The organism is Arthrobacter sp. SLBN-112 (assembly GCF_030944625.1).
In the GTDB taxonomy this organism is placed as follows: domain Bacteria; phylum Actinomycetota; class Actinomycetes; order Actinomycetales; family Micrococcaceae; genus Arthrobacter.
Genome location: NZ_JAUSXY010000001.1, coordinates 3418961 through 3440054, shown reverse-complemented (window position 1 = coordinate 3440054; position 21094 = coordinate 3418961). Strand labels below are relative to the sequence as shown.

Below are 21094 nucleotides of genomic sequence, written 5' to 3'. Positions count from 1 at the left end.
AAAGGAACACGCCGTGCTTGAACGGATTTCCGGCTCCCTGCTGGACCCCGACGCGCTCTACGCCAGCAACATCGAGCTGTTCCACAGCCCCGACCTCCAGGGGCTGAACATGGTCATGGGATTCACCGGTTTCGCCGACGCAGGCCACGTGGTGAAGCAGATCAACGCCGAGCTGCTGGACACCCTCGATGCCCAGCCCGTCGCCGTCTTCGACGCCGACCAGCTGATCGACTACCGGTCCCGCCGGCCGCACCTGAGCTTCGTGGAAGACCATATCCAGGACTACCAGGAGCCCCGGCTGGCCCTCTACCGCCTCGTTGACGGCCTGGGAAAGCCGTTCCTCCTCCTGGCAGGATTCGAACCGGACCTGCAATGGGAGCGGTTTGCCCGCGCCGTGGTGAACATCGTGGAGAAACTCGATGTCAACCTGGTCACGTGGATCCACTCGATCCCCATGCCGGTTCCGCATACCCGTCCCGTTGGCGTCACCGTGCACGGAAACCGGCCTGAGCTGATCGAAGGCATCTCGGTGTGGAAGCCCACGGTGGAAGTTCCGGCCGCCGTCGGCCACATCCTGGAGCTGCGCCTCGTCGAAGCCGGACGCAACGTCGCCGGTTACGTCATCCACGTTCCGCACTATCTCGCCGAGGCCGAGTACCCCACGGCTGCCGTCGCCGGCCTCGAATATCTGGGTGCTGCGACCTCGCTCATGCTGCCCACCGACAGGCTGCGTGAATCGGGCCGCGACGTCAGCCGCCAGATCGCCGAGCAGATCGAGGCCTCCGAGGAAGTCCAGCAGGTGGTTTCCCGCCTTGAAACGCGCTACGACGAGAAGTCGGACGGCATGGTGCGGCGTTCGCTCCTGGCCAACGAGAACGACGAGCTTCCCGACGCCGACGACCTCGGCGCTGCGGTGGAGGCTTACCTGGCCAGGGAAAATCCAAGGCCGTAGCGGCGCGTCACGGCTTCAGGGGAGCCGGCCCGGTCCGGGCATAATGAACATGTGACTGCACCCCGCGCCTGGCTTATTTGGACCGTTGGAATTTTTGGGTACCTGGTGGCCGTGGCGCAACGGACCTCCTTCGGGGTGGTGGGACTTGAGGCCACCGAGCGCTTCCACGCCAGCGCCTCAGCTATCTCCTTCTTCACGGTCCTGCAGTTGCTGGTCTACGCCGGATTGCAGATCCCCGTTGGCTTGCTGGTGGACAGGTTCGGCTCGCGGGCCATGATCGCCGGCGGCGCTGTCCTGATGGGGCTCGGCCAGTTGCAGCTTGCCTTTGCCGAAAGCATTCCGGGCGGGGTCCTGGGGCGCGTGCTGGTGGGGGCCGGCGATGCCATGACCTTCATCTCCGTGATCCGGCTCATCCCGCTGTGGTTTGCGGCGTCCCGCGTTCCGCTGGTCACCCAGCTGACCGGCATGTCCGGCCAGCTGGGACAGCTCTTTAGTGTGCTTCCCTTCGCTTTCGTCCTGCACCTGTCGGGCTGGACCCCCGCCTTCCTGATGCTGGCCGGGATGTCAGCCCTCGCCGTCGTGCTGGTCCTCCTGCTGCTGCAGGACGTTCCCCCTGGCACCGAACGCCCGGATGCCCGGCAGGGGCTGAAAGCCACCGGCGTCTCGCTGGCCCGCGCCTGGCGCCAGCCCGGGACCAGGCTGGGAATGTGGAGCCACTTCACCATCCAGTTCAGTGGCACCGTGTTCGCCATGACCTGGGGCTACCCGTTCCTGATCTCCGGGCAGGGGCTGGATGCCGGGACCGTCGCGGCCCTGATGGCACTGTACGTAGCGGCCGCCATGGCCGTTGGCCCGTTCATTGGCCGCTTCGTTTCGCGCCACCCGCTGCGTCGCTCCACGATGGTCCTGCTCATTGCCGGTACCACAGCCGCGGCCTGGGCTGCGGTGCTGCTGTTGCCGGGGCGTGCCCCGCTGTGGCTGCTGGCAATGCTGGTGGTTGTCCTCGCGATCGGCGGCCCCGGTTCGATGATCGGCTTCGACTTCGCGCGGACTTTCAATCCGGCCCACCGGATCGGAACTGCCACAGGCATTGTCAACGTTGGCGGTTTCATTGCCGCCCTGGTGTCCATCTTCCTGATCGGCCTGGTGCTGGACCTGCTCTACGCCACCGGGTTTTCGCAGGGAGCCCTGTACGGCCTGGACCCGTTCCGGCTGGCCCTGAGCGTCCAGTTCGTACTGCTGGCGGTTGGCTCGGCCGCGATCGTGGCCTCCCGGCGGAAGGTGCGCCGGCAGATGGCGGCACAGGGGATCGTCGTGCCGCCGCTGCGCAGCGCCCTGGCACGGCAGCGCCGCGAGAGCCTGGCGCGCCGCCGGCAGGCGGCACCCACCGACGACTAAGGTTGCCCGGCATCACTGGTCCTCCACCGCACAGGTTTCCCACATAGCTGAGCTGCCCACTGCTCGCTGCGCTGCCGGGGGCGGATGCTGGAGCCATGACAGCTTCAGAACGATTGACAGTGCGCGGCCCCGAAGACATCCTCGGCTTTATCCCGCATTCGTTGGGATACTGGCCGGCATCAAGCCTCGTGGCCATGACCTTGCGCGGCACAACACTGGGAGCCACGCTGCGGCTTGACCTTCCCGGGCTGGAAACGCAGGTGGACCCGTCCGCGTTCGCCCGGGCCGTCCTCCGCTACCTGCAGTCGGACGTCGATGCCGACGGCTCGCTGCTGGCCGTCTTCACCACCGACGCCGGGGCGGCACCGCCCACCGCGTACGACCAACTGGTCCGCGAGGTGCAATCTGTCCTGGACCAGGCCGGCATGCCCGTACGCGACGCCTGGTTCGTGGGCGACGAGTACTGGCGGGACGCGTTTTGCCGGGATTCTTCGTGTTGCCCGCTGCCCGGCCGCCCGGTGCAGCAGATCAGGGACAGCATGCTGAATACCGAGATGGTGTACCGGGGCAGCAGCATCGGGGCCGCGCCGAAAACCCGCACCGCGCCCGGGCCGCCGCTCCTTGCCAGGTATGTGGCCTCCGTCCTGGAGGGGGGAGGACGTCTGGACGGAGGAACTGGCTGCCCGGACCCGGAACAGGGCACAATTCAGCGCCGTGCTCGACTTCTGGGAATTGATCCTGGCCAGGCCTGCCGGGGCTGCCTGGATCCCGGACGCTGAGCGCGATGCCTTCCTTCGCGCCACCCTCGCCGTTCCCACCTGGCGCGACGCCGTCCTGGTCATGGCGGCGGCGGGCAGGAACGCGGCGGAGGCAGGGGCGGAACATTTCGGCGTCCTGGACGACATCAATGATCCGGGTGCCGGCGGCGATTCCGCCGTGTCCCCGCCGCTGGCCGCTCCGGCCACATGGCGGGACACTTCAGCACGGTTGCGGAAATCGGGGCTCGACGCAGCCACGGCGCCCGCACGGTTGGACCGGGACGGTGAGCCTCGTGGGCTGACCCCCGCCGGTTGCCCCGCGGCCGGGTACGGCGAAATCCTGATGGGAACCGCCCCGGAGGTGCCTGACTGGGCGGCCCTGGACGTGCTGGACTGCGTCCTCGAACAACTGGCAGGGCCAGGCGGACGGGCGGGAGCTGCAGCCTTGACCGGCAGGGGCTGGGTGGCCTGGTGCCGTGGCCGCGGATCGTACTCGGCCGCCTACCTGGGGGAGGCACTACACCTTGAGCCCGGGTACCGGTTGGCGGAATTGCTGCTGGACATCGTGGCCCGCGGAACGCTCTGCGGCTGGGCGGCGCGGAAGGAAGCGGCCTGGCAGAAGTTCCGCGGAGATCCCTTGGCGCCAGGCGGGGGCGCGGTGGGCTGACAACCGGCCTTGATGGTCACCGGGTCCACCCGGCGGGGGTGCCGGAGGCGGGGCAGCGGTAACGGATGGCGGCACGAGAGGCCGGATTCGGCCAAATCATGAGACAATGGATGCCGAGACCCGGTTGGGTCCGTGTATCGAGTGCTTGTAACCGTGCCCGCGAGGGAACATTACAGCCGCTCCGGGAGTTGTCTTAAGTGACTCTGCCGGCCGTGGTGGCGCTTGATTTTCACCACGGACTTGACAGGGTCATAGTGGTGTTGCCCGTATGGTGATTCCACAGACCACCGCTAGAAAGGTTTTCTGTGACCCCGTCTTCCACGAAGAAGGATTCTGCCGCCCAGGACGTCGTGTCCCCTGAGGAGAAGCAGGCCGCGACCAACGCCAAGCGGGCAGCTACGCGGGCTGCCAATAAGGCTTCGTCCGGCGAGGCTGCAGCGGACGGCAAGCGCGAGCCAAAGAAGCGCGGGCCCAAGCCCGGCGCCAAGGCTGCAGCAGAGGCTGCTGGAAAGTCCGCCGCCGGGGACGTTGACCCGGACGACGTCGAGGAGGACATCGACGACATCGTCCTCGAAGGCCCCGACGCGGCCGAGGACGCCGACGCCGATCCCGTCAAGGGGGCCGCCGGCAGCGGCAAGGGTTTTGTCTACTCCGACGCAGACGACGACGACGCCCCGGTCCAGCAGGTCATGTCCGCCGGCGCCACCGCCGACCCCGTCAAGGACTACCTCAAGCAAATCGGCAAGGTGGCACTGCTCAACGCCGAGCAGGAAGTCGACCTGGCGCTCCGGATCGAAGCCGGACTGTTCGCCGAGGAGAAGATCGCTGCCGACGGGGACACCATGGACCCCAAGTACAAGCGCGAACTCGAATTCATCATCCACGACGGCAAGCGCGCCAAGAACCACCTCCTGGAGGCCAACCTCCGCCTCGTGGTTTCCCTGGCCAAGCGCTACACCGGCCGCGGCATGCTCTTCCTGGACCTCATCCAGGAAGGCAACCTGGGCCTGATCCGCGCGGTGGAGAAATTCGACTACACCAAGGGCTTCAAGTTCTCCACGTACGCCACCTGGTGGATCCGGCAGGCGATCACCCGCGCCATGGCAGACCAGGCCCGCACCATCCGTATCCCGGTGCACATGGTTGAGGTCATCAACAAGCTGGCACGCGTCCAGCGCCAGATGCTGCAGGACCTCGGCCGCGAACCCACGCCCGAGGAACTGGCCCTGGAACTGGACATGACCCCGGAAAAGGTTGTCGAAGTCCAGAAGTACGGCCGCGAACCCATTTCGCTGCACACCCCCCTCGGTGAGGACGGCGATTCCGAGTTCGGCGACCTGATCGAGGACTCCGAGGCGGTGGTCCCTGCGGACGCCGTGAGCTTCACCCTTTTGCAGGAGCAGCTGCACTCGGTGCTGGATACGCTCTCCGAACGCGAAGCCGGCGTCGTGGCCATGCGGTTTGGCCTGACCGACGGACAGCCGAAGACTTTAGACGAAATCGGCAAGGTCTACGGCGTCACCCGCGAGCGGATCCGCCAGATCGAATCGAAGACCATGTCCAAGCTCCGCCACCCCTCGAGGTCGCAGGTGCTGCGCGATTACCTGGACTAAGTCTCCGGCGCAACGAAACGGGCCGTCCCGATCCCACCCCGCGGTGGGCCCGGGACGGCCCGGCCGTTTAACCGGTGCGTGTCACCGGAAGAGTGGTTAAACGCCTGTGGGACCCATCCATTTGGACAGGTCCCACCGGGTTCGTTGTTACCGATGCCTCATCTAGTCGATTTCGACGGCAGCTTTCTCGTGAAGCTTTCCCGTCTCGTCGTGCCAGTCGGAGCTCAACGGCTTCAGCGTTGCCTCCACTGCACGGGCGTGGTGGCCGCAGAACAGCAGCTCACCGCCGGAGGACTCGAGTACAACCCGGACATATGCCTGAGCTCCGCAACGGTCGCACCGGTCCAGTGCGTTAAGCGTGCGGTCTGCCACTGCTGTTGTCATGTCGGCCTCCTTAGTAGATCAGTACATCTATATAACCAGTATTCGTATCCAATCCACCGCAAGGATGGGGCAAGTTCGCTGTGCGCGTATCCGCAAGGTTGGGTCAAGAATGACCCACTGCCCTGCCGGGGCCCGGCCCGTGGCGCGCCGCACACCGGCCGGCGGGTGTGGCACCCGGTTCCTGCCGCTGCCGCCGACTACCCTAGAGGGAGCGGTTCCAGTCCCGCACCCGCGTCCCTGAAGGAGTTCATCACCAGTGGCACCAAGCTCTGAGTACACCGCCCGGCACCTCTCCGTCCTGGAAGGGCTCGAAGCTGTCCGCAAGCGCCCGGGCATGTACATCGGCTCAACCGACTCGCGCGGCCTCATGCATTGCCTTTGGGAGATCATCGACAACTCGGTGGACGAGGCCCTGGCCGGCTTCGGCCACGACATCCGCATCATCCTGCACGCGGACAACTCCGTTGAAATCCACGACGACGGGCGCGGCATTCCGATCGACAAGGAACCCAAGACGGGGCTCACCGGCGTCGAAGTGGTCTTCACCAAGCTGCACGCGGGCGGAAAGTTCGGCGGCGGGTCGTACACCGCATCCGGCGGCCTCCACGGCGTCGGCGCGTCAGTGGTCAACGCACTCTCTGCACGCCTGGATGTGGAGGTGGACCGGGGCGGGAAGACCTACAAGATGTCGTTCCGGCGCGGCGAACCCGGCCGGTTCAAGGACACCGGGTCCAGGCTGGATCCGGCAGCGCCGTTCACGCCGTTCGTCAACGACTCTGTTCTTGACGTCACGGGCAAGGCCAAGCGCGGAGTCACGGGAACCCGGATCCGCTACTGGGCGGACCGGCAGATCTTCACCCCGGACGCGAAATTCTCCTACGAAGACCTCGCGGCCCGTGCCCGGCAGACCTCATTCCTGGTCCCAGGACTCAAGCTCACCGTGCGCGACGAGCGCAAGCTCCCGGGAACCCCCGGTGAGGCAGGCCCGCACGAGGAGGTGTTCCACCACGACGGCGGCATCTCCGAGTTCGTCGAATTCCTGGCCGCCGATCCGGCCGTTACCGACGTGTGGCGGCTGCACGGTTCCGGCAAGTTCAAGGAAACCGTCCCTGTCCTGGACGACCGGGGTCACAGCCAGCTGGCAGAGGTCGAACGGGACTGTGAAGTGGATGTGGCCCTTCGCTGGGGCATCGGCTATGACAGCACCGTCCGCAGCTACGTTAACATCATTGCCACCCCGAAAGGCGGCACGCACCAGTCCGGCTTCGAACAGGCCCTGGTCAAGACGTTCCGTAAAGCCGTGGAGACCAACGCCCGCAAGCTCAAGGCCGGCAACGACAAGATCGACAAGGACGACATCTTTGCCGGCCTCACCGCAGTCCTGACCGTCCGCCTCGCCGAGCCGCAGTTTGAGGGCCAGACCAAGGAAATCCTGGGCACCAGCGCCGTACGCGCCATCGTGTCCCGGGTGGTGGAACGGGAGATCTCCGCAAAGCTCACTTCCAGCAACCGGAACGACAAAGCACAGTCGGCCCTGCTGCTGGAAAAGATCGTCAGCGAGATGAAGTCCCGCATCTCGGCTCGCGTGCACAAGGAGACGCAGCGGCGCAAGAACGCCCTGGAAACCTCCTCGATGCCCACCAAGCTCGCTGACTGCCGCACGGACGACGTAGAACGCTCTGAACTGTTCATCGTCGAAGGCGACTCGGCCCTCGGCACCGCCAAACTCGCCCGCTCGTCCGACTTCCAGGCCCTGCTGCCCATCCGCGGCAAGATCCTGAACGTCCAGAAGGCATCGGTGGGGGACATGCTGTCCAACGCCGAATGCGCAGCCCTCATCCAGGTGGTGGGCGCCGGCTCCGGCCGCAGTTTCGACATCAGCGCCGCCCGGTACGGGAAAGTCATCCTCATGACCGACGCCGACGTGGACGGCGCCCACATCCGGACCCTGCTGCTGACCCTCTTCTTCCGGTACATGCGGCCCATGATCCTCGAAGGCCGGGTCTTCGCCGCGGTACCGCCGCTGCACCGGGTGGAGGTCATCAACGCCGGCCAGAAGGCCAACGAGATGATCTACACCTACTCCGAGGCCGAGCTCCATGTGCTGCTTGCGCGCCTGGCCAAGGAAGGGAAGCGGTACAAGGAGCCGATCCAGCGGTACAAGGGCCTGGGTGAGATGGACGCCGAGCAGCTGGCCGAGACCACCATGGACCCCCGCCACCGCACCCTGCGGAAGGTGGGCATCGAGAACGCCCAGCAGGCAGAGGAGATCTTCGACCTCCTGATGGGTTCGGACGTGTCCCCGCGCAAGGACTTCATTATCGCCGGAGCGTCCAGCCTGGACCGGGAGCGCATCGACGCCTGACGGTGCCTGGGTTTCGACAGGCTCAACCACCGGGATGCGGCTGACGGTGCCCGTGTTTCGACAGGCTCAACCACCGGGATGCGGCTGACGGTGCCCGTGTTTCGACAGGCTCAACCACCGCGACGGCGGCAGGTCAGCCGAGCAGCCCCGGAACCACGAGCAAAGCAGTCGGCAGTGCGAGCAGCAGGATGCAGCCGGCCAGGACGGCACTGCGGGCGGCGGCCGGCAACTGGGGTTGCGGCGTCAACAGGCGGCTGACCCTGGACGCCGCGGTCCGGACCGCGTCCGAGCCCGGACCCACGGAGGCGGCCTCCAGCCCGGACAACGCCAGGCTGGGTGAGGATGGCCGAATGTTACCGGTGCCGGAATTGGCCGCCGAGCCGCTGGCGACGATGGCGATGGCCTTGATCAGGGTCGCTTTGCTTTCGGTCCGCAGGGCGACATCGTCGGCCAGCATTTCGATGAGTGAGTTGACCGACTCCTGTGCAAGCCGGGTGGTGGGCAGCCAGGGCAGCGCCTGCCGCCAGGCGGCGAAGGCCCAGAGCAGCAGGTGGTGCCGTTGGCTCAGGTGCGCGTTCTCGTGAATGAGCACTGCGCGCAGTTCGGCAGGTTCGAGGGCGGCCATTAAGCCGTCCGACAGGACGGTCACCGAGCGGGCCCCACCCGGCAGGCAGTACGCCACCGGGGACTCGTGGCTGATGACCAGCGTTCCGGTTCCCTGCCCGGACGGTGAGGCGAGCAGGGCCAGGAGCTCGCGGTGCCGCCGGCGCTGCCGCTGGATCTTGTAGTACGTGAGCAGCAGGGTGAAAACCAGGTGGGCGGTCAGCAGGGCCGCGGCGGACAAGGCGAAGATGTGCCAGAACCCCAGTGCGGTGGTGGGGGCGCTGAAAAGCACCATGCCGGCAAGGGCCCGGAGGCCGGCAACCAGGTTGTCGCCGATCGGTTCCAGGCCGTAGACCAGCATGGCGCCGATCATGGACAGGCCACCTGCAAGTGCGATCGCCTGCCACAGCAGCATCGCCGTGAACGGCGACCTTGCCGGCCATTGTGCCCGCGACAGGAGGATCGGCACCGGCCAGGCAAGGACTATCGCAAAGACCGCCAGCAGGTACGAGGCCCAGAACATGGTCTGCTAGAGGTGACCAAGCAGTTTGCGCAGCGTAGCGGCTTCACCTTCGGAGACGGATCCAATGAAGCGGGCGAGGACAGCCTCGCGGTCAGGTGCTGAACCAAGGACCTCGTGCATGAGTTCGGCAGTGTGGTCGGCACGGCTGGACACGGCCTGGTAGCGGTGCGGGCGGGTGCCGCGTTCGCGTTCCACCAGCCCTTTCTTTTCCAGGCGGGAGAGTACGGTGAGTACCGTCGTGACAGCCAGTTCCTTGCCTTCGTGGCCCGCCCCGCCCTGTGCCGCCGACGCACGCGCCAGCTGGTCCCTCAGGGTGTTGGCCGTAGCCGCTTCCTGGCCCGCCCAGAGCAGGTCCATGACCGCCCGTTCCAGTTCACCAAGACTAGCCATTTCACTTTTCCTTTATTTCCCCGCACCGTGCGCTTTCGCAGCGCCGGTGACGTCACGCGGTTGTTCAACTACAGAACTAAATTTACCCCGAAACCCTACTTCTTTCTACATATGGTAGAACATCTGGCGCGTCGGGCAGTGACGCGCCATCCTAGGGGAGGGGCAGATGGTTTTTCGCCGCCACCGCCAATGTTCTACACTGTGTAGAAGTTACAGTTCTACGGAGCGTAGAAAACTGCACTGCTAACAGTAGGGACTGCCATGGACGCCTTGGAAATCGCACGCTGGCAATTCGGCATCACCACCGTCTACCACTTCATGATGGTGCCCCTGACCATCGGCCTGGGCCTGGTGGTAGCCGTGATCCAGACCGCCTGGCACCGGACCGGCAAGCCTGAGTACCTGCGGATGACCAAGTTCTGGGGGAAGCTCTTCCTCATCAACTTCATCATGGGGGTCGCCACCGGCATCGTGCAGGAGTTCCAGTTCGGCATGGCGTGGAGCGAGTACAGCCGGTTCGTGGGCGACGTCTTTGGCGCCCCACTGGCACTGGAAGCCCTCCTGGCCTTTTTCGTCGAGTCCACCTTCCTGGGGCTGTGGATCTTCGGCTGGAAACAGCTCAAGCCGGCGATCCACCTCGCGTGCCTCTGGGTGGCCGTCATCGGCTCAGCCCTCTCCGCCTACTTCATCATCGTGGCCAACAGCTGGATGCAGCACCCGGTGGGCGTGGAAATGGTGAACGGCCGGCCCGTCATGACCGATGCCTGGGCCGTGTTCACCAACAACACTGCCCTGGTGGCCGTCCCGCACACCTTGTTCGGCGCCCTCGCCGTTGCCGGCGGCTTCCTCCTTGGCATCGCCTGGTACCACCTGTGGCGGAGGCGGCACGACGGCGTCGACGCCGTGGGTGCCGACGGCCGGGTCATCCCCGGTGCGGACGCCCGCATCCCCGGCCGCGACCGCACCGACTACAGCGTGTGGATCCGGTCCCTGCGCATCGGCGCCGTGGTGGCCATGATCTCGTTCGCGGGCACCGCCGTCACCGGCGACCTCCAGGGCAAGCTCATGTTCCAGCAGCAGCCCATGAAGATGGCCGCCGCCGAGGCCGCCTGCCACGACGGCACGGGCTTCTCCGTCCTGAGCGTCGGCAACGTGGGCTCCAAGAACTGCGACGACGTCGTGGCGGTGATCGAAGTCCCCGGCATCCTCTCCTTCCTGGCCAAGGGTGACTTCACCACCGAGGTGAAGGGCGTCAACAGCCTGCTGCCCGAGTACAAAGAGAAATACGGAACCACCCTGCCGGACAACCCGATCTACGGGGACCGCGCCGGCCAGGAGATCCAGTACGTCCCAGTCATGGAAGTCACCTACTGGGGCTTCCGGATGATGATCGGCTTTGGCGGCCTCGCCGCGCTGGCTGCGCTGGTGGCACTCTGGATCACCCGCAAGGGAACGGTGCCGGAATCACGCTGGCTGATGCGCCTGGCGGTGTTCGGCATCCTGGCACCGTTTGGCGCCAACGCCGCCGGCTGGATCTTCACCGAGATGGGCCGCCAGCCGTTCGTCGTGGCCCCCAACCCGGACCCCAGCGGCATCGACCAGGTGTTCATGTTCACCGCTGCCGCCGTTTCACCGGGGGTCTCCGCGGGGGAGCTCATCGCTTCCCTGGTGACGCTGACCGCCGTCTACGCAGTCCTGCTGGTGGTGGAAGTGAAACTGCTGGTGAAATACATCCGGGGCGGCGTAGTCTCCGCGATGCCCGAACTCGCCCACGCACCGGCGGACGAAAATGAAGACCAAACCCCCGGCGCCGGTGGCGCCGGGGAAGCCAAACCTGCCGACGACGTCCTGGCCTTCGCCTACTAGCCGCACCGGGCCCACGGGTTCCAAAGAGCAGAGGAAACGAACAATGGAACTGCTTCCCACCATCTGGTTCATCGCCATCGCGGTGCTTTGGACCGGCTACCTCTTCCTGGAGGGCTTCGACCTGGGCGTCGGGATGCTGATGAAGATCTTCGCCCGCAACAACACCGAGCGCCGGGTGCTCCTGAATACAGTCGGACCCGTCTGGGACGGCAACGAGGTGTGGCTCTTGACCGCCGGCGGCGCAACCTTCGCGGCCTTCCCGCTCTGGTACGCCTCCCTGTTCTCCGCGCTCTACCTGCCCCTGCTGGTGGTCCTGCTGGCCCTGATCTTCCGTGCCGTGGCCTTCGAATACCGCGGCAAGGTGGACACCGACAGCTGGCGGAACCGGTGGGACTGGGCGATTGCGCTGGGGTCCTTCTTCGCGGCCTTCGGCGTGGGCGCCGCCCTGGCCCTGACCACCACCGGCCTGCCGCTGAACGCCAACGGCGACCGGGTAGGCGGCCCCCTGGCCTGGTTCAGCGGCTACGCCCTGCTGGGCGGTGCGGCCGTGGTGGGATTCTCCCTGCTGCACGCCCTGGCGTTCCTGGCCCTGAAGACCGACGGCGAGGTACGGCACCGTGCGCGCCGGTGGTTCGTGCGGTTCCTGCCGTTCCTGCTGCTGCCGATCGCAGCGTGGGCCCTTGCCGTCCAGTTCATGGACGGCAAGCCCTGGACCTGGGCCGCCGTCCTGCTGGCAGTGGCTGCGGCCGTTATCGCGTGGCTGCTGGCCCGGGCCGGTTCCGAGGGCCGGGCGTTCCTGGCAATGGGCGCCTTCCTGGTGCTGGGAACCGCTGCCATCTTCGGCGCCGTGTTTCCGGTGGTGCTGCCCTCCACGCTGGACAGCGCCTTTGACCTGACCATCTCCAACGCCTCCTCCTCGGATTACACCCTGGGCCTGATGAGCATCGTCGCCGCCCTTGGCCTTCCCCTGGTGATCGCATACCAGGCCTGGACCTACTGGGTCTTCCGCCGCCGCGTCAGCGCCGACCACATCCCGGAAGCCCACAGCTTCCTCCCGGCGGTGGCCGCCAAGGCGTTCACCACCAAGGGCTGACGTGCGGCCAACGTTCCCCGCCGGCCCGGCCACCCGTTCCGCCATCTACTGGCTGGGGGTCCTCGCAGCGCTCAAGGCATTGTCCCTGGTCCTGATCGGCCAGGCGGTGGCGTCCGTCCTGGCCGGACTGGTTGCCGGGAGCCCCGCGTGGGGGACCCAGATCGCCGCCGGACTGATCGGCGTCCTGGTGAGGTCCCTGACCGTCTGGGGACAGGCGGTCGCTGCCCGCCGCGCCGCCTTTGGGGTGAAGGAAGAGCTGCGCGCCGGGCTGCTGGAGCATGCCCTCCGCACCGGCGTCCGCGGATCCGGGCCCGGCGACGGCGGCCTGGCGGTGCTGGCAACCCGCGGCCTGGACGCACTGGACAGCTACTACACCCAGTTCCTGCCGGGCACTGGTCAACTGCGCGGCCATCCCGCTGCTGCTGGGTGCTCGGATCCTCTTCGCGGACTGGGTGAGCGCGGTGGTCATCGTGCTCACGGTGCCGCTGATCCCGGTTTTCATGGTGCTGATAGGCCGCTACACCGAGGACAGCGTGCGCCAGGCCCAGGCGTCGCTGGCACGGTTGTCCGCGCACATGCTCGAACTCGCCAAGGGCCTGCCGGTCCTGGTGGGCCTGGGCCGCGCCACTGCCCAGCGCAAGGCCCTGGAAGAGATGTCCGAGGAATACCGCTCCCGCACCATGGGCACCCTCCGCACCGCGTTCCTCTCCGCGCTGGCCCTGGAACTCATCGCCACCATCTCGGTGGCAGTGGTGGCGGTGTTCATCGGCGTCCGCCTGGTCCACGGCGACATGCCGCTGGAGGCGGGCCTGCTGGCACTGATCCTGGCACCGGACTGCTACCTCCCGCTCCGCGAGCTGGGCACCGCCCACCACGCCAGCGACGACGGCCGGGTGGCGCTGACCGAAGCCGCGGCGGTGACCGGAGCACCCGAGGCGGCACCGCTGCCTGCCGCCAAAGCCGGCAGGCCGGGCGCCCCCCTCGAAGTCACCGGCCTGACGGTGCGGTACGCAGGGAGGGCCGGAACCGCCGTCGGCCCCCTCACCTTCACCGCACCGCAGGACCGGATCACCGCGCTGGACGGCCCCAGCGGCTCAGGCAAGAGCACCATCCTCGGCGTGCTGGCCGGGACCATCGGCGCCGGCAACGGCACCAGCATCTCCGGATCGATCAGGGGCCTGGACCGCGGCGCCATTGCCTGGGTGCCGCAACACCCCGTGATGGTGGCGGGGACCGTGTTGGACGAGGTGCTGCTGTACCTCACACGGGACCCGGGCCACGGCCCGGACCGGTTTGCCGCCGAGGAGGCTGCCCGCAGCTGCCTGGAGCGGGCCGGCGCAGGCCACCTGGCGGCCAAGCACCAGGCGGAGCTGAGCCCGGGCGAGCTGCGCCGGGTGGCGCTGGCCCGGGGACTGGCCAGGATTGATGCCGGGGCATCGATCCTGCTGCTCGATGAGCCAACTGCGCACCTGGACGACGCGTCCGCGGCCATCGTGGAGGACGCCATCCGCAGGCTCCGCGGCCAGGTCACCGTCATCCTGGTGGCCCACAACCAGCGCACCCGGCACCTTGCGGACCTGCTGGTTCCGGTGGCACGTCCCGGACAGGCTGTGGAACCGCAGGTGCCCGAACTCGCCCCGGGCCTGTTCGCCAGCACCTCCACCGGCGACCCCGCTTCCGGCGACCCCGCGTCCAACGGCCCGGCCACCGACGGCAGCGGCCCGGCGGGTGACGTGGCGGCGGGTGACGCGGCAAACCGCACCACCCGGACCACCTCCGGAGCCGCCGGACTCCTCGCCGCGCTCCTGGCACCGGTACGCGGCAAATTCGCGGCCGCGGCCGTCGTCGGCACCTTGGCGGCCATCTTCGCCGTCGCGCTGTCCGGACTCTCGGGCTGGCTCATCATCCGGGCCAGCGAACAGCCGCCCATCCTCTACCTCCTGACCGCCATCGTGGGCGTCCGGTTCTTTGGCATTGGCCGCGCCGTCCTCCGCTACTGGGAACGGCTGCTGCTCCACGATGCCGTCTTCGCCGCCCTCACGCGCCTCCGCGGCAGGCTCTGGGAATCCCTGAGCCGCAGGGCCCTGTCCCTGCGCCGGCTCCTGCAGGGCGGCAACGTGCTGGGAACGGTGATTGACGACGTCGACACCATCCGCGACCTCCTGCCGCGCGTAGTCCTGCCGCCCTTCACGGCGCTCGCGGTGTCCGTCCTGGCCCTGGCCGCCACCGGGGTCCTGGTGCCCGCTGCCCTGCCCGCCGTGATGGGCGCGGCTGCCGCCGGCCTGCTGCTCGCGCCTGCGGCGGCTCTGTGGGGGGACCGGCGGTCGGCCACCGCTGAGCAGTCCCTGCGCTCCGGCGTCCTGCGGCGGATAGCGGCCGCACTGGACGCCCGGGCCGAACTGCACGCAAATGGACTGGCACCGCATGTGCTCGCGGCACTCCGGGCGGAGGACCGGGACGCCACGCACGCCTCCCGGCGCTCCGCCTGGGCCGACGGGCTGGGACACGCCGTTGCCACCGCCGGCTGCGGAGCCGCCGCACTGGCCGCTGCCTGGCTGGCGGCCCCCGACGTCCTCGCGGGCCGCGTTGCCCCGGCCACGGCAGCCGTGGTGGTCCTCTTGCTGCTGGCGCTGGTGGAACCGTACGCAGCCATGACGACGGCGGTCCGCCAGTTCCCGGCCCTCCGCGAGGTCCTGCGGCGGGTGGGGGAGTCCGGCGCCCTGGACGGTGGTCCGTCAGGACACGGGGCGCGCCTGGCTTCCCCGGACGGCGACACCGGCGGGCTGCAAGCCCTCCCCGGCCGGGACCGCGGTGCGCCAGGCATTGCCCTGGTGGACCTGGCCGCAGCATGGCCGGATGGACCCCCGGTCTTCACAGGGCTGGACGCCGTGGCAGAGCCAGGGCGCTGGTTGGTTGTCAGCGGTCCGTCCGGTTCGGGAAAATCCACCCTGCTCTCGGTCCTGCTTGGATTCCTGGCGCCGGCGGCGGGGCGGGCACAGGTCTCCGGACGTGCGGCCTGGTGCCCGCAGGAGGCCCACCTCTTCGATTCCACCATCCGTGGCAACCTGCTGCTGGGGCGGCCTGCGGGGAACGGTGAACTGCCGGCCGGTGACGCTGAATTGGATGCCGTGCTGGCCGCCGTCGGACTCACCGGGCTGGCAGGCCGACTGCCCGCCGGCCTGGACACCCGGATCGGCCCTGGCGGTGCCTTCCTCAGCGGCGGCGAGCGCCAGCGCCTGGCCGTTGCGCGGACGCTGCTGACCGGTGCGGACGTGATCCTGCTGGACGAACCCACCGCCCACCTGGACGCGGAAGCGGCCGCAGCCATGCTGGCGGACCTTCGCAGGGGGCTGCGGGACCGTACGGTCATCCTGGTCACCCACAACGGGGCTGACATTGCCGCCGACGACGCCCGGCTGGAACTTCCGGCCGCTGCCGGGCAGCCCGGGCATCGCGTGGCAGTGTCGCACTGAGCCTGTAGCCGGCGCTCGGCAGGGGCCCGGGCCCAGTTGCCCTTGCTCCTAGCCGTCGACGTCGTGCAGGTGATGGACGACGTCGTGCAGGAAGTATTGGGCGAGCGTCAGGACCGTGAACCCGGATCCGTTGCTGCGCAGCCCCTTCCGTCCCCAGTCCTCTTCCCGGACACCGGCGAAGGAATCCGCAGCCTGGTGTCCTTCGGCGGCCAGTTGGGCACTCACCTCGGCCGGGTCGGCATTGGCATAGTCTTTTTCCGCCGCGGTCAGGTCCTGGTCCCAGTTGTCGAAGCGGGCGCCGTCCTCGGCCAGCATCAGGTTGAGCCGGTGGTCGAAGAGGCTGAAGACGTCCCGTACATGGCAGGCGTATTCCAGCGGCGACCACGTTTGGTCGTCGGGGCGCTCAGCGGCATCCGGCCGGCGCAGCACGGCCCGCCACCGGGGCAGCATGCTTTCGATGATGCCGGGAACGGTTGCCGGGGTCGTGGTGGAAGCGTCGAAGGAACATTCCGGGCAGGGCCGGGACAAGACCCAGGTCCAGTCCTTTTCATCAGGAACGATAGGCATGAGAGCAGTCTATGGGCCTCCGGGCCGAAAGACTCTGGGACACCGGGCAGCGCCTGCATAGCCTTGCAGGATGAGCGCGGACGGCCGCCCGGATGTCGATTCCCGGATGGATGCGGAGAACATGGTTCAGCTGTCCGGCCTGACCAAGCGGTTCGGCCGGAACACAGCGCTCGACGACGTGACCCTCACCATCGGGCCGGGCGAGGTGTTCGGCTACCTGGGCCCCAACGGGGCAGGCAAGACCACCACCATCCGGCTCCTGATGGGAATGCTGCGGCCCACGTCCGGCACTGCGTCGGTGCTGGGGCTGGATGCCTGGCGGCAGGCCCGGGACGTCCACCGCCTTGTGGGCTATGTCCCCGGGGAACCCGCGCTCTACGACCGCCTGACCGGCCACCAGCACGTGGCCTACTGCGCCCACCTGCGGCACCGGGACGATGCGCCGCGCGCCGCCGGGATGGCGGACCGGCTCGACCTGGACCTGAGCCGGCCGGCGCGGACCCTGTCGCGCGGAAACCGGCAAAAGCTTGCCGTTGTCCTGGCGGTGATGTCCAGGCCGCGGTTGCTGGTCCTGGACGAACCCACCAGCGGGATCGATCCCCTGGTCCAGCAGGTGTTTCACTCCATCCTCCGCGAGCACACGGCCGGCGGCGGATCGGCGCTGTTCTCTTCGCACGTCCTGGGTGAGGTGGAACGCGTCGCCGACAGGATCGGGGTGGTCCGGGCGGGAAAGCTCGTGGCGGTGGAACGGTTAGAGGACCTCGCGGCGCGGTCCCTGCACCGGGTGCGGGCCCGCTTCGCCGGAGCGGTGGCCCCGGCCGACTTCGCCGGAGTCCCGGGGGTGCGGGACCTGATGGTGGATGGCCGCTTGCTCAGCTGCAACGCCCCGCAGTCTGCCCTGGATGCGCTCCTGAAGCTGGTGAGTGCCCGGGACGTGGAGGACTTTGAGTGCTCGGAGGCGCCGCTTGAGGAAACCTTCCTGAGCTACTACGGGTCGGACCAAGGCGGCACCAACACCCTGGACACAGTCGTGACGGGGGTCCACCGTGCTGGCTAACGTCCTAATGAAGACATTGCGGGACCAAAGCAGGACACTGCTGGCGTGGGCCGTATCCTTGGCCCTTATCGTGGCCATGTACGCCGCAGTGTGGCCGGCCGTCGAGTCCCAGCCTTCCATCAGCGGCTTCATCGACCAGATGCCGGAGGCGTTCCGTTCCCTGTTCGCCACCTCCAGCGCGGACATGTCCACTCCCACCGGATACATCCAGGTGGAGCTGATGACCTTTATGGGGCCGGTCGCGGTTTTGATCTACGCCGTCAGCGCCGGTGCGGGGGCCATTGGCGGGGAAGAGGACCGGCACACCATGGACCTGCTGCTCTCCAACCCCGTGAACCGCGGGAGGGTGGTGCTGGACAAGTTCCTGGCCATGGCGCTCGGCACCTTCCTGTTGGCCGCCGTCATGGGCGTTTCGCTGGTGCTCGAGGGCAGCCTGGTGGACCTGGTCCTGCCGGCGGACAAGGTGGCTGCCGCCATGCTGCACCTCGCCCTGCTGGGTGTCGTCTTTGGCTCCGTTGCGCTGGCACTGTCAGCGGCCACGGGACGGAGCGGGCTCAGCCGCGGGATACCCGCCGTGCTGGCGGTGCTCGCCTACATCGTGAACGCGCTCGCGCCAATGGTGGACGCCTTCGACCGGATCCGGCAGGTATCGCCGTTCTTCCAGTACATCGGCCACGATCCGCTCCGGCAGGGCATCGCCTGGGACAGCGTCCTGGTATCGGCAGCCACCATCGCCGTGTTCCTGGCGCTCGCCGTCGCCGGCTTCCGCCGCCGGGACGTCGCGGGGTAAAGCCCTGGTGTGCCCTGGCCCCGGCTCCTAGCTTTCGGGTGCCGGGTCCGCGGTCCACGCCATGGTTGGTCCCACGGCTTCCACGGCCTGGGAGAGCGGGACGCCCGAACCATCGCGCCGGCCATGCTCCTGCGGCAGCGACCGCGCCACGCCGGCGGCGGATGACGCCTTCGCCGGGCCGTGTCCTGCCCAGGCCAGCAGCAGCGTGTCCTCACCCTTCAGGAACCGGTGTGCCCGGACACCCGCGGTGGCGCGTCCCTTGGCAGGATATTCATCGAAGGCCGTGACCTTTGCGGTCCCCGGGGCAGTGCCGGGGAGGGCGCCGTTGGTCCCCGCGATGCTGACCACGACGGCGGCCTCGTCGTTGGGACGGACAGCGCCGAAGAAGATCACCTGGTCCCCGGCAGCCAGTTTGATGCCGGCCATGCCACCTGCGGTGCGCCCCTGGGGCCGGACGACGGCGGCGGGGAACTTCAGCAGCTGTGCCTGCCTGGTCAGGAAGACCAGTTCGTCGTCGTCAGCGGCGGCGGGAGCCACCCCCACCACGAAATCCTTGTCCTTGAGGGTGATGACTTCCCAGTCTTCGCGGTTCAACGGGTAGTCCGGCTGGACGCGCTTCACCACGCCTTGGGCGGTGCCGATGGCCAGGACCTCATCGAGGCGGACAAACGCCACCAGGGATTCGCCCTTGACGAGGGTGAGGAACTCCTTGGCCGGTACGCCGCCGGCCAGGTTGGGCAGACCGGATACCGGCGGCAGGACGGGCATGTCCATGACCTGCAGACGGAGCATCCGGCCCAGCGAGGTGACGGCCGCGATCTCGCCGCGGGCAGAGGTCTTGACCACCGACGCGTACACGTCGTGTTTGTTCCGGGGCCCTGCTTCGGCGAGGGGCTCCTGGTTGCTGGTCCGGGCAACCTGCCCGGACGCGGTGAGGATGGCCCAGCAGGGGTCGTCGGCGATCTCCAGCGCCAGCGGTGCCGCCTTGCCGTTCTTGCCGGGGACCGCTGCCAGCTCGGCAGCGACGGTGGGGGACACGGCCTCGGATTCGAGCAGTACCGTGCGCCGCGCGGTGCCGTGTTCCTCGGCGATCGCACCGAGTTCGTCGGAGACCACCGTGCGGAGCAGTTCCTCTGAGTCCAGGATGGCCTGCAGTTCCGCGATCTCGCGGCGGAGCTCCTCCTGCTCCTTTTCCAGCTCGATCCGGGAGTACTTGGTGAGCTGGCGAAGGCGCAGTTCCAGGATGTAGTTGGCCTGGACCTCGGTGAGGTCGTAGATGGACATCAACCGTTCGCGGGCGGCGGCGGCCTCGTCCGAGGACCTGATGACCTGGATGACCTCATCGATGTCCACGATGGCAATGAGCAGGCCCTCCACCAGGTGCAGGCGGTCCTTCTTCTTTCCCAGCCGGAACGTGGTGCGGCGCCGCACCACGTTGATCCGGTGGTCTACGTAGACTCTCAGCAGGTCCACCAGGCCCAGGGTTTGCGGCTGGCCGTCAACGAGCGTGACGTTGTTGATGCCGAAGGAGTCCTCCATCGGCGTGTAGCGGTACAGCTGCTGCAGGACCGCGCTGGGGTTGAATCCGTTCTTGAGTTCGATGACCAGCCGCAGTCCATGCTTGCGGTCCGTGAGGTCCACGATGTCGCTGATACCGGTCAGCTTCTTGGCGTTGACCGCGTCCTTGATCTTCTCGATCACCTTTTCCGGGCCCACCATGTACGGCAGTTCGGTGACCACCAGGCCGGTGCGGCGGGCCGTGAGCTGCTCGATTTCCACCTTGGCCCGGGTCTTGAAGGAGCCGCGGCCGGTGGCATACGCGTCCCGGATGCCGTCCAGGCCTACGATCCTGCCACCGCTGGGCAGGTCGGGCCCCGGCACGAACCGCATGAGGTCCTCCAGCGTGGCGTCCGGATGGGCGATCAGGTGCCGGGCGGCCGAGATCACCTCCACCAGGTTGTGCGGCGCCATGTTGGTGGCCATGCCGACGGCGATGCCGGTTGCGCCGTTGACCAGCAGGTTGGGGAAGGCGGCGGGAAGGACGTCCGGCTGGGTCAGCTGGTTGTCGTAGTTGGGGACGAAGTCCACTACGTCTTCGTCGAGGTGGTTGGTGAGCGTGAGGGCCGCTGCCGCCAGCCGGGCCTCGGTGTACCGCGGTGCTGCCGGGCCGTCGTCGAGCGAGCCGAAGTTGCCGTGCCCGTCAATCAGGGGCAGCCGCAGGGAGAAGTCCTGGGCCATGCGCACCATGGCGTCGTAGATGGCGGCGTCACCGTGCGGGTGCAGCTTTCCCATGACCTCGCCCACCACGCGGGCGCTCTTGACGTGGCCCCGGTCCGGGCGAAGACCCATGTCGCTCATCATGTACAGGATGCGGCGCTGCACCGGCTTGAGCCCGTCGCGGGCATCCGGAAGCGCCCGGGAGTAGATCACCGAGTACGCGTACTCCAGGAAGGAGCCCTGCATTTCGGACGTGACATCGATATCGACGATGTTTTCCGTGTAGTTGTCGTCCACGATGGGTTTTGAACTTTGGCGGCGGGCCATGGGGTTTGGTGAATCCTTCTGGGGGTGCTGGCAGCTTTTCGGGCATGCTGC

The 21094-nt window shown here is 67.8% G+C and carries 15 protein-coding genes and 1 pseudogene; 11 read left to right on the top strand and 5 right to left on the bottom strand.

What is annotated here, in order from left to right:
* The first annotated feature begins 13 nt into the window (after window positions 1-13).
* The 5 genes from QF050_RS16040 (at window position 14) to QF050_RS16020 (ending at window position 5388) form a co-directional block, all read left to right on the top strand.
* Window positions 14-952 carry a PAC2 family protein gene (locus tag QF050_RS16040; RefSeq protein WP_308931310.1) on the top strand — a complete coding sequence of 313 codons (939 nt, stop codon included), beginning with the start codon at window positions 14-16 and terminating at the stop codon, window positions 950-952.
* A gap of 51 nt (window positions 953-1003) precedes the next feature.
* Entirely contained in the window at window positions 1004-2350 is a 1347-nt protein-coding gene (locus QF050_RS16035; RefSeq protein ID WP_308931309.1) for an MFS transporter, read from the top strand.
* A gap of 95 nt (window positions 2351-2445) precedes the next feature.
* Window positions 2446-3129 (top strand): DUF4192 family protein, encoded by a 684-nt coding sequence (locus QF050_RS16030; protein ID WP_308931308.1) that lies wholly within the window; start codon window positions 2446-2448, stop codon window positions 3127-3129.
* Window positions 3065-3775, top strand: coding sequence for a DUF4192 family protein (locus QF050_RS16025; protein WP_308931307.1), 711 nt, complete (start codon window positions 3065-3067; stop codon window positions 3773-3775). The genes QF050_RS16030 and QF050_RS16025 overlap by 65 nt, the downstream gene beginning before the upstream one ends.
* A 305-nt stretch (window positions 3776-4080) precedes the next feature.
* Window positions 4081-5388, top strand: a complete 1308-nt coding sequence (locus tag QF050_RS16020) for an RNA polymerase sigma factor (RefSeq protein ID WP_308931306.1) — start codon at window positions 4081-4083, stop codon at window positions 5386-5388.
* Window positions 5389-5550: 162 nt separating this feature from the next.
* Here the strand turns inward: QF050_RS16020 and QF050_RS16015 are convergent, their stop codons facing one another.
* Window positions 5551-5772 (bottom strand): hypothetical protein, encoded by a 222-nt coding sequence (locus QF050_RS16015; RefSeq protein WP_013600696.1) that lies wholly within the window; start codon window positions 5770-5772, stop codon window positions 5551-5553.
* A 256-nt stretch (window positions 5773-6028) separates the two neighbouring features.
* Between QF050_RS16015 and QF050_RS16010 the strand changes: the two genes are divergently transcribed.
* Entirely contained in the window at window positions 6029-8137 is a 2109-nt protein-coding gene (locus QF050_RS16010) for a DNA topoisomerase IV subunit B (protein WP_308931305.1), read from the top strand.
* A 133-nt stretch (window positions 8138-8270) separates the two neighbouring features.
* Here the strand turns inward: QF050_RS16010 and QF050_RS16005 are convergent, their stop codons facing one another.
* Both QF050_RS16005 and QF050_RS16000 read right to left on the bottom strand, forming a co-directional pair.
* Window positions 8271-9263, bottom strand: a complete 993-nt coding sequence (locus QF050_RS16005) for a M56 family metallopeptidase (RefSeq protein WP_308931304.1) — start codon at window positions 9261-9263, stop codon at window positions 8271-8273.
* Window positions 9264-9269: 6 nt separating this feature from the next.
* Entirely contained in the window at window positions 9270-9653 is a 384-nt protein-coding gene (locus tag QF050_RS16000) for a BlaI/MecI/CopY family transcriptional regulator (RefSeq protein ID WP_308931303.1), read from the bottom strand.
* A gap of 261 nt (window positions 9654-9914) precedes the next feature.
* On the opposite strand from QF050_RS16000, the gene QF050_RS15995 reads away from it, so the two are divergent.
* The 3 genes and pseudogenes from QF050_RS15995 to cydD all read left to right on the top strand — a co-directional run bounded on the left by QF050_RS15995 (window position 9915) and on the right by cydD (window position 16085).
* A complete protein-coding gene (locus QF050_RS15995) occupies window positions 9915-11519 on the top strand; it encodes a cytochrome ubiquinol oxidase subunit I (protein WP_308931302.1) in 1605 nt (534 codons plus the stop codon).
* A gap of 43 nt (window positions 11520-11562) precedes the next feature.
* On the top strand, window positions 11563-12612 hold the full coding sequence (cydB, locus tag QF050_RS15990) for a cytochrome d ubiquinol oxidase subunit II (protein WP_308931301.1): 1050 nt from the start codon (window positions 11563-11565) through the stop codon (window positions 12610-12612).
* Window position 12613: 1 nt separating this feature from the next.
* Window positions 12614-16085 (top strand): annotated as a pseudogene (cydD, locus tag QF050_RS15985) (thiol reductant ABC exporter subunit CydD).
* 48 nt (window positions 16086-16133) lie between these two features.
* On the opposite strand, the gene QF050_RS15980 reads toward cydD, so the two are convergent.
* Complete coding sequence (locus tag QF050_RS15980; protein WP_308931300.1) at window positions 16134-16652, bottom strand: DinB family protein; 519 nt, start codon at window positions 16650-16652, stop codon at window positions 16134-16136.
* A gap of 70 nt (window positions 16653-16722) precedes the next feature.
* Here QF050_RS15980 and QF050_RS15975 point away from each other — a divergent pair, with 70 nt between their 5' ends.
* Together QF050_RS15975 and QF050_RS15970 are read left to right on the top strand one after the other, a co-directional pair.
* Window positions 16723-17709, top strand: a complete 987-nt coding sequence (locus QF050_RS15975; protein WP_308931299.1) for an ABC transporter ATP-binding protein — start codon at window positions 16723-16725, stop codon at window positions 17707-17709.
* Between the two features lie 7 nt (window positions 17710-17716).
* Window positions 17717-18499 carry an ABC transporter permease subunit gene (locus tag QF050_RS15970; RefSeq protein ID WP_308931298.1) on the top strand — a complete coding sequence of 261 codons (783 nt, stop codon included), beginning with the start codon at window positions 17717-17719 and terminating at the stop codon, window positions 18497-18499.
* A 27-nt stretch (window positions 18500-18526) separates the two neighbouring features.
* Here QF050_RS15970 and QF050_RS15965 read toward each other — a convergent pair whose 3' ends face one another.
* Window positions 18527-21043 carry a DNA topoisomerase IV subunit A gene (locus QF050_RS15965; RefSeq protein ID WP_308931297.1) on the bottom strand — a complete coding sequence of 839 codons (2517 nt, stop codon included), beginning with the start codon at window positions 21041-21043 and terminating at the stop codon, window positions 18527-18529.
* Between the last annotated feature and the right edge of the window lie 51 nt (window positions 21044-21094).

Bases quoted from the DNA above. Each gene is read 5' to 3' on its own strand.
- QF050_RS16030 (WP_308931308.1), top strand. From the start codon at position 2,446: ATGACAGCTTCAGAACGATTGACAGTGCGCGGCCCCGAAGACATCCTC.
- QF050_RS16015 (WP_013600696.1), bottom strand. From the start codon at position 5,772: ATGACAACAGCAGTGGCAGACCGCACGCTTAACGCACTGGACCGGTGC.
- QF050_RS16005 (WP_308931304.1), bottom strand. From the start codon at position 9,263: ATGTTCTGGGCCTCGTACCTGCTGGCGGTCTTTGCGATAGTCCTTGCC.
- QF050_RS16000 (WP_308931303.1), bottom strand. From the start codon at position 9,653: ATGGCTAGTCTTGGTGAACTGGAACGGGCGGTCATGGACCTGCTCTGG.
- QF050_RS15995 (WP_308931302.1), top strand. From the start codon at position 9,915: ATGGACGCCTTGGAAATCGCACGCTGGCAATTCGGCATCACCACCGTC.
- cydB (WP_308931301.1), top strand. From the start codon at position 11,563: ATGGAACTGCTTCCCACCATCTGGTTCATCGCCATCGCGGTGCTTTGG.
- QF050_RS15980 (WP_308931300.1), bottom strand. From the start codon at position 16,652: ATGCCTATCGTTCCTGATGAAAAGGACTGGACCTGGGTCTTGTCCCGG.
- QF050_RS15975 (WP_308931299.1), top strand. From the start codon at position 16,723: ATGAGCGCGGACGGCCGCCCGGATGTCGATTCCCGGATGGATGCGGAG.
- QF050_RS15970 (WP_308931298.1), top strand. From the start codon at position 17,717: ATGAAGACATTGCGGGACCAAAGCAGGACACTGCTGGCGTGGGCCGTA.
- QF050_RS15965 (WP_308931297.1), bottom strand. From the start codon at position 21,043: ATGGCCCGCCGCCAAAGTTCAAAACCCATCGTGGACGACAACTACACG.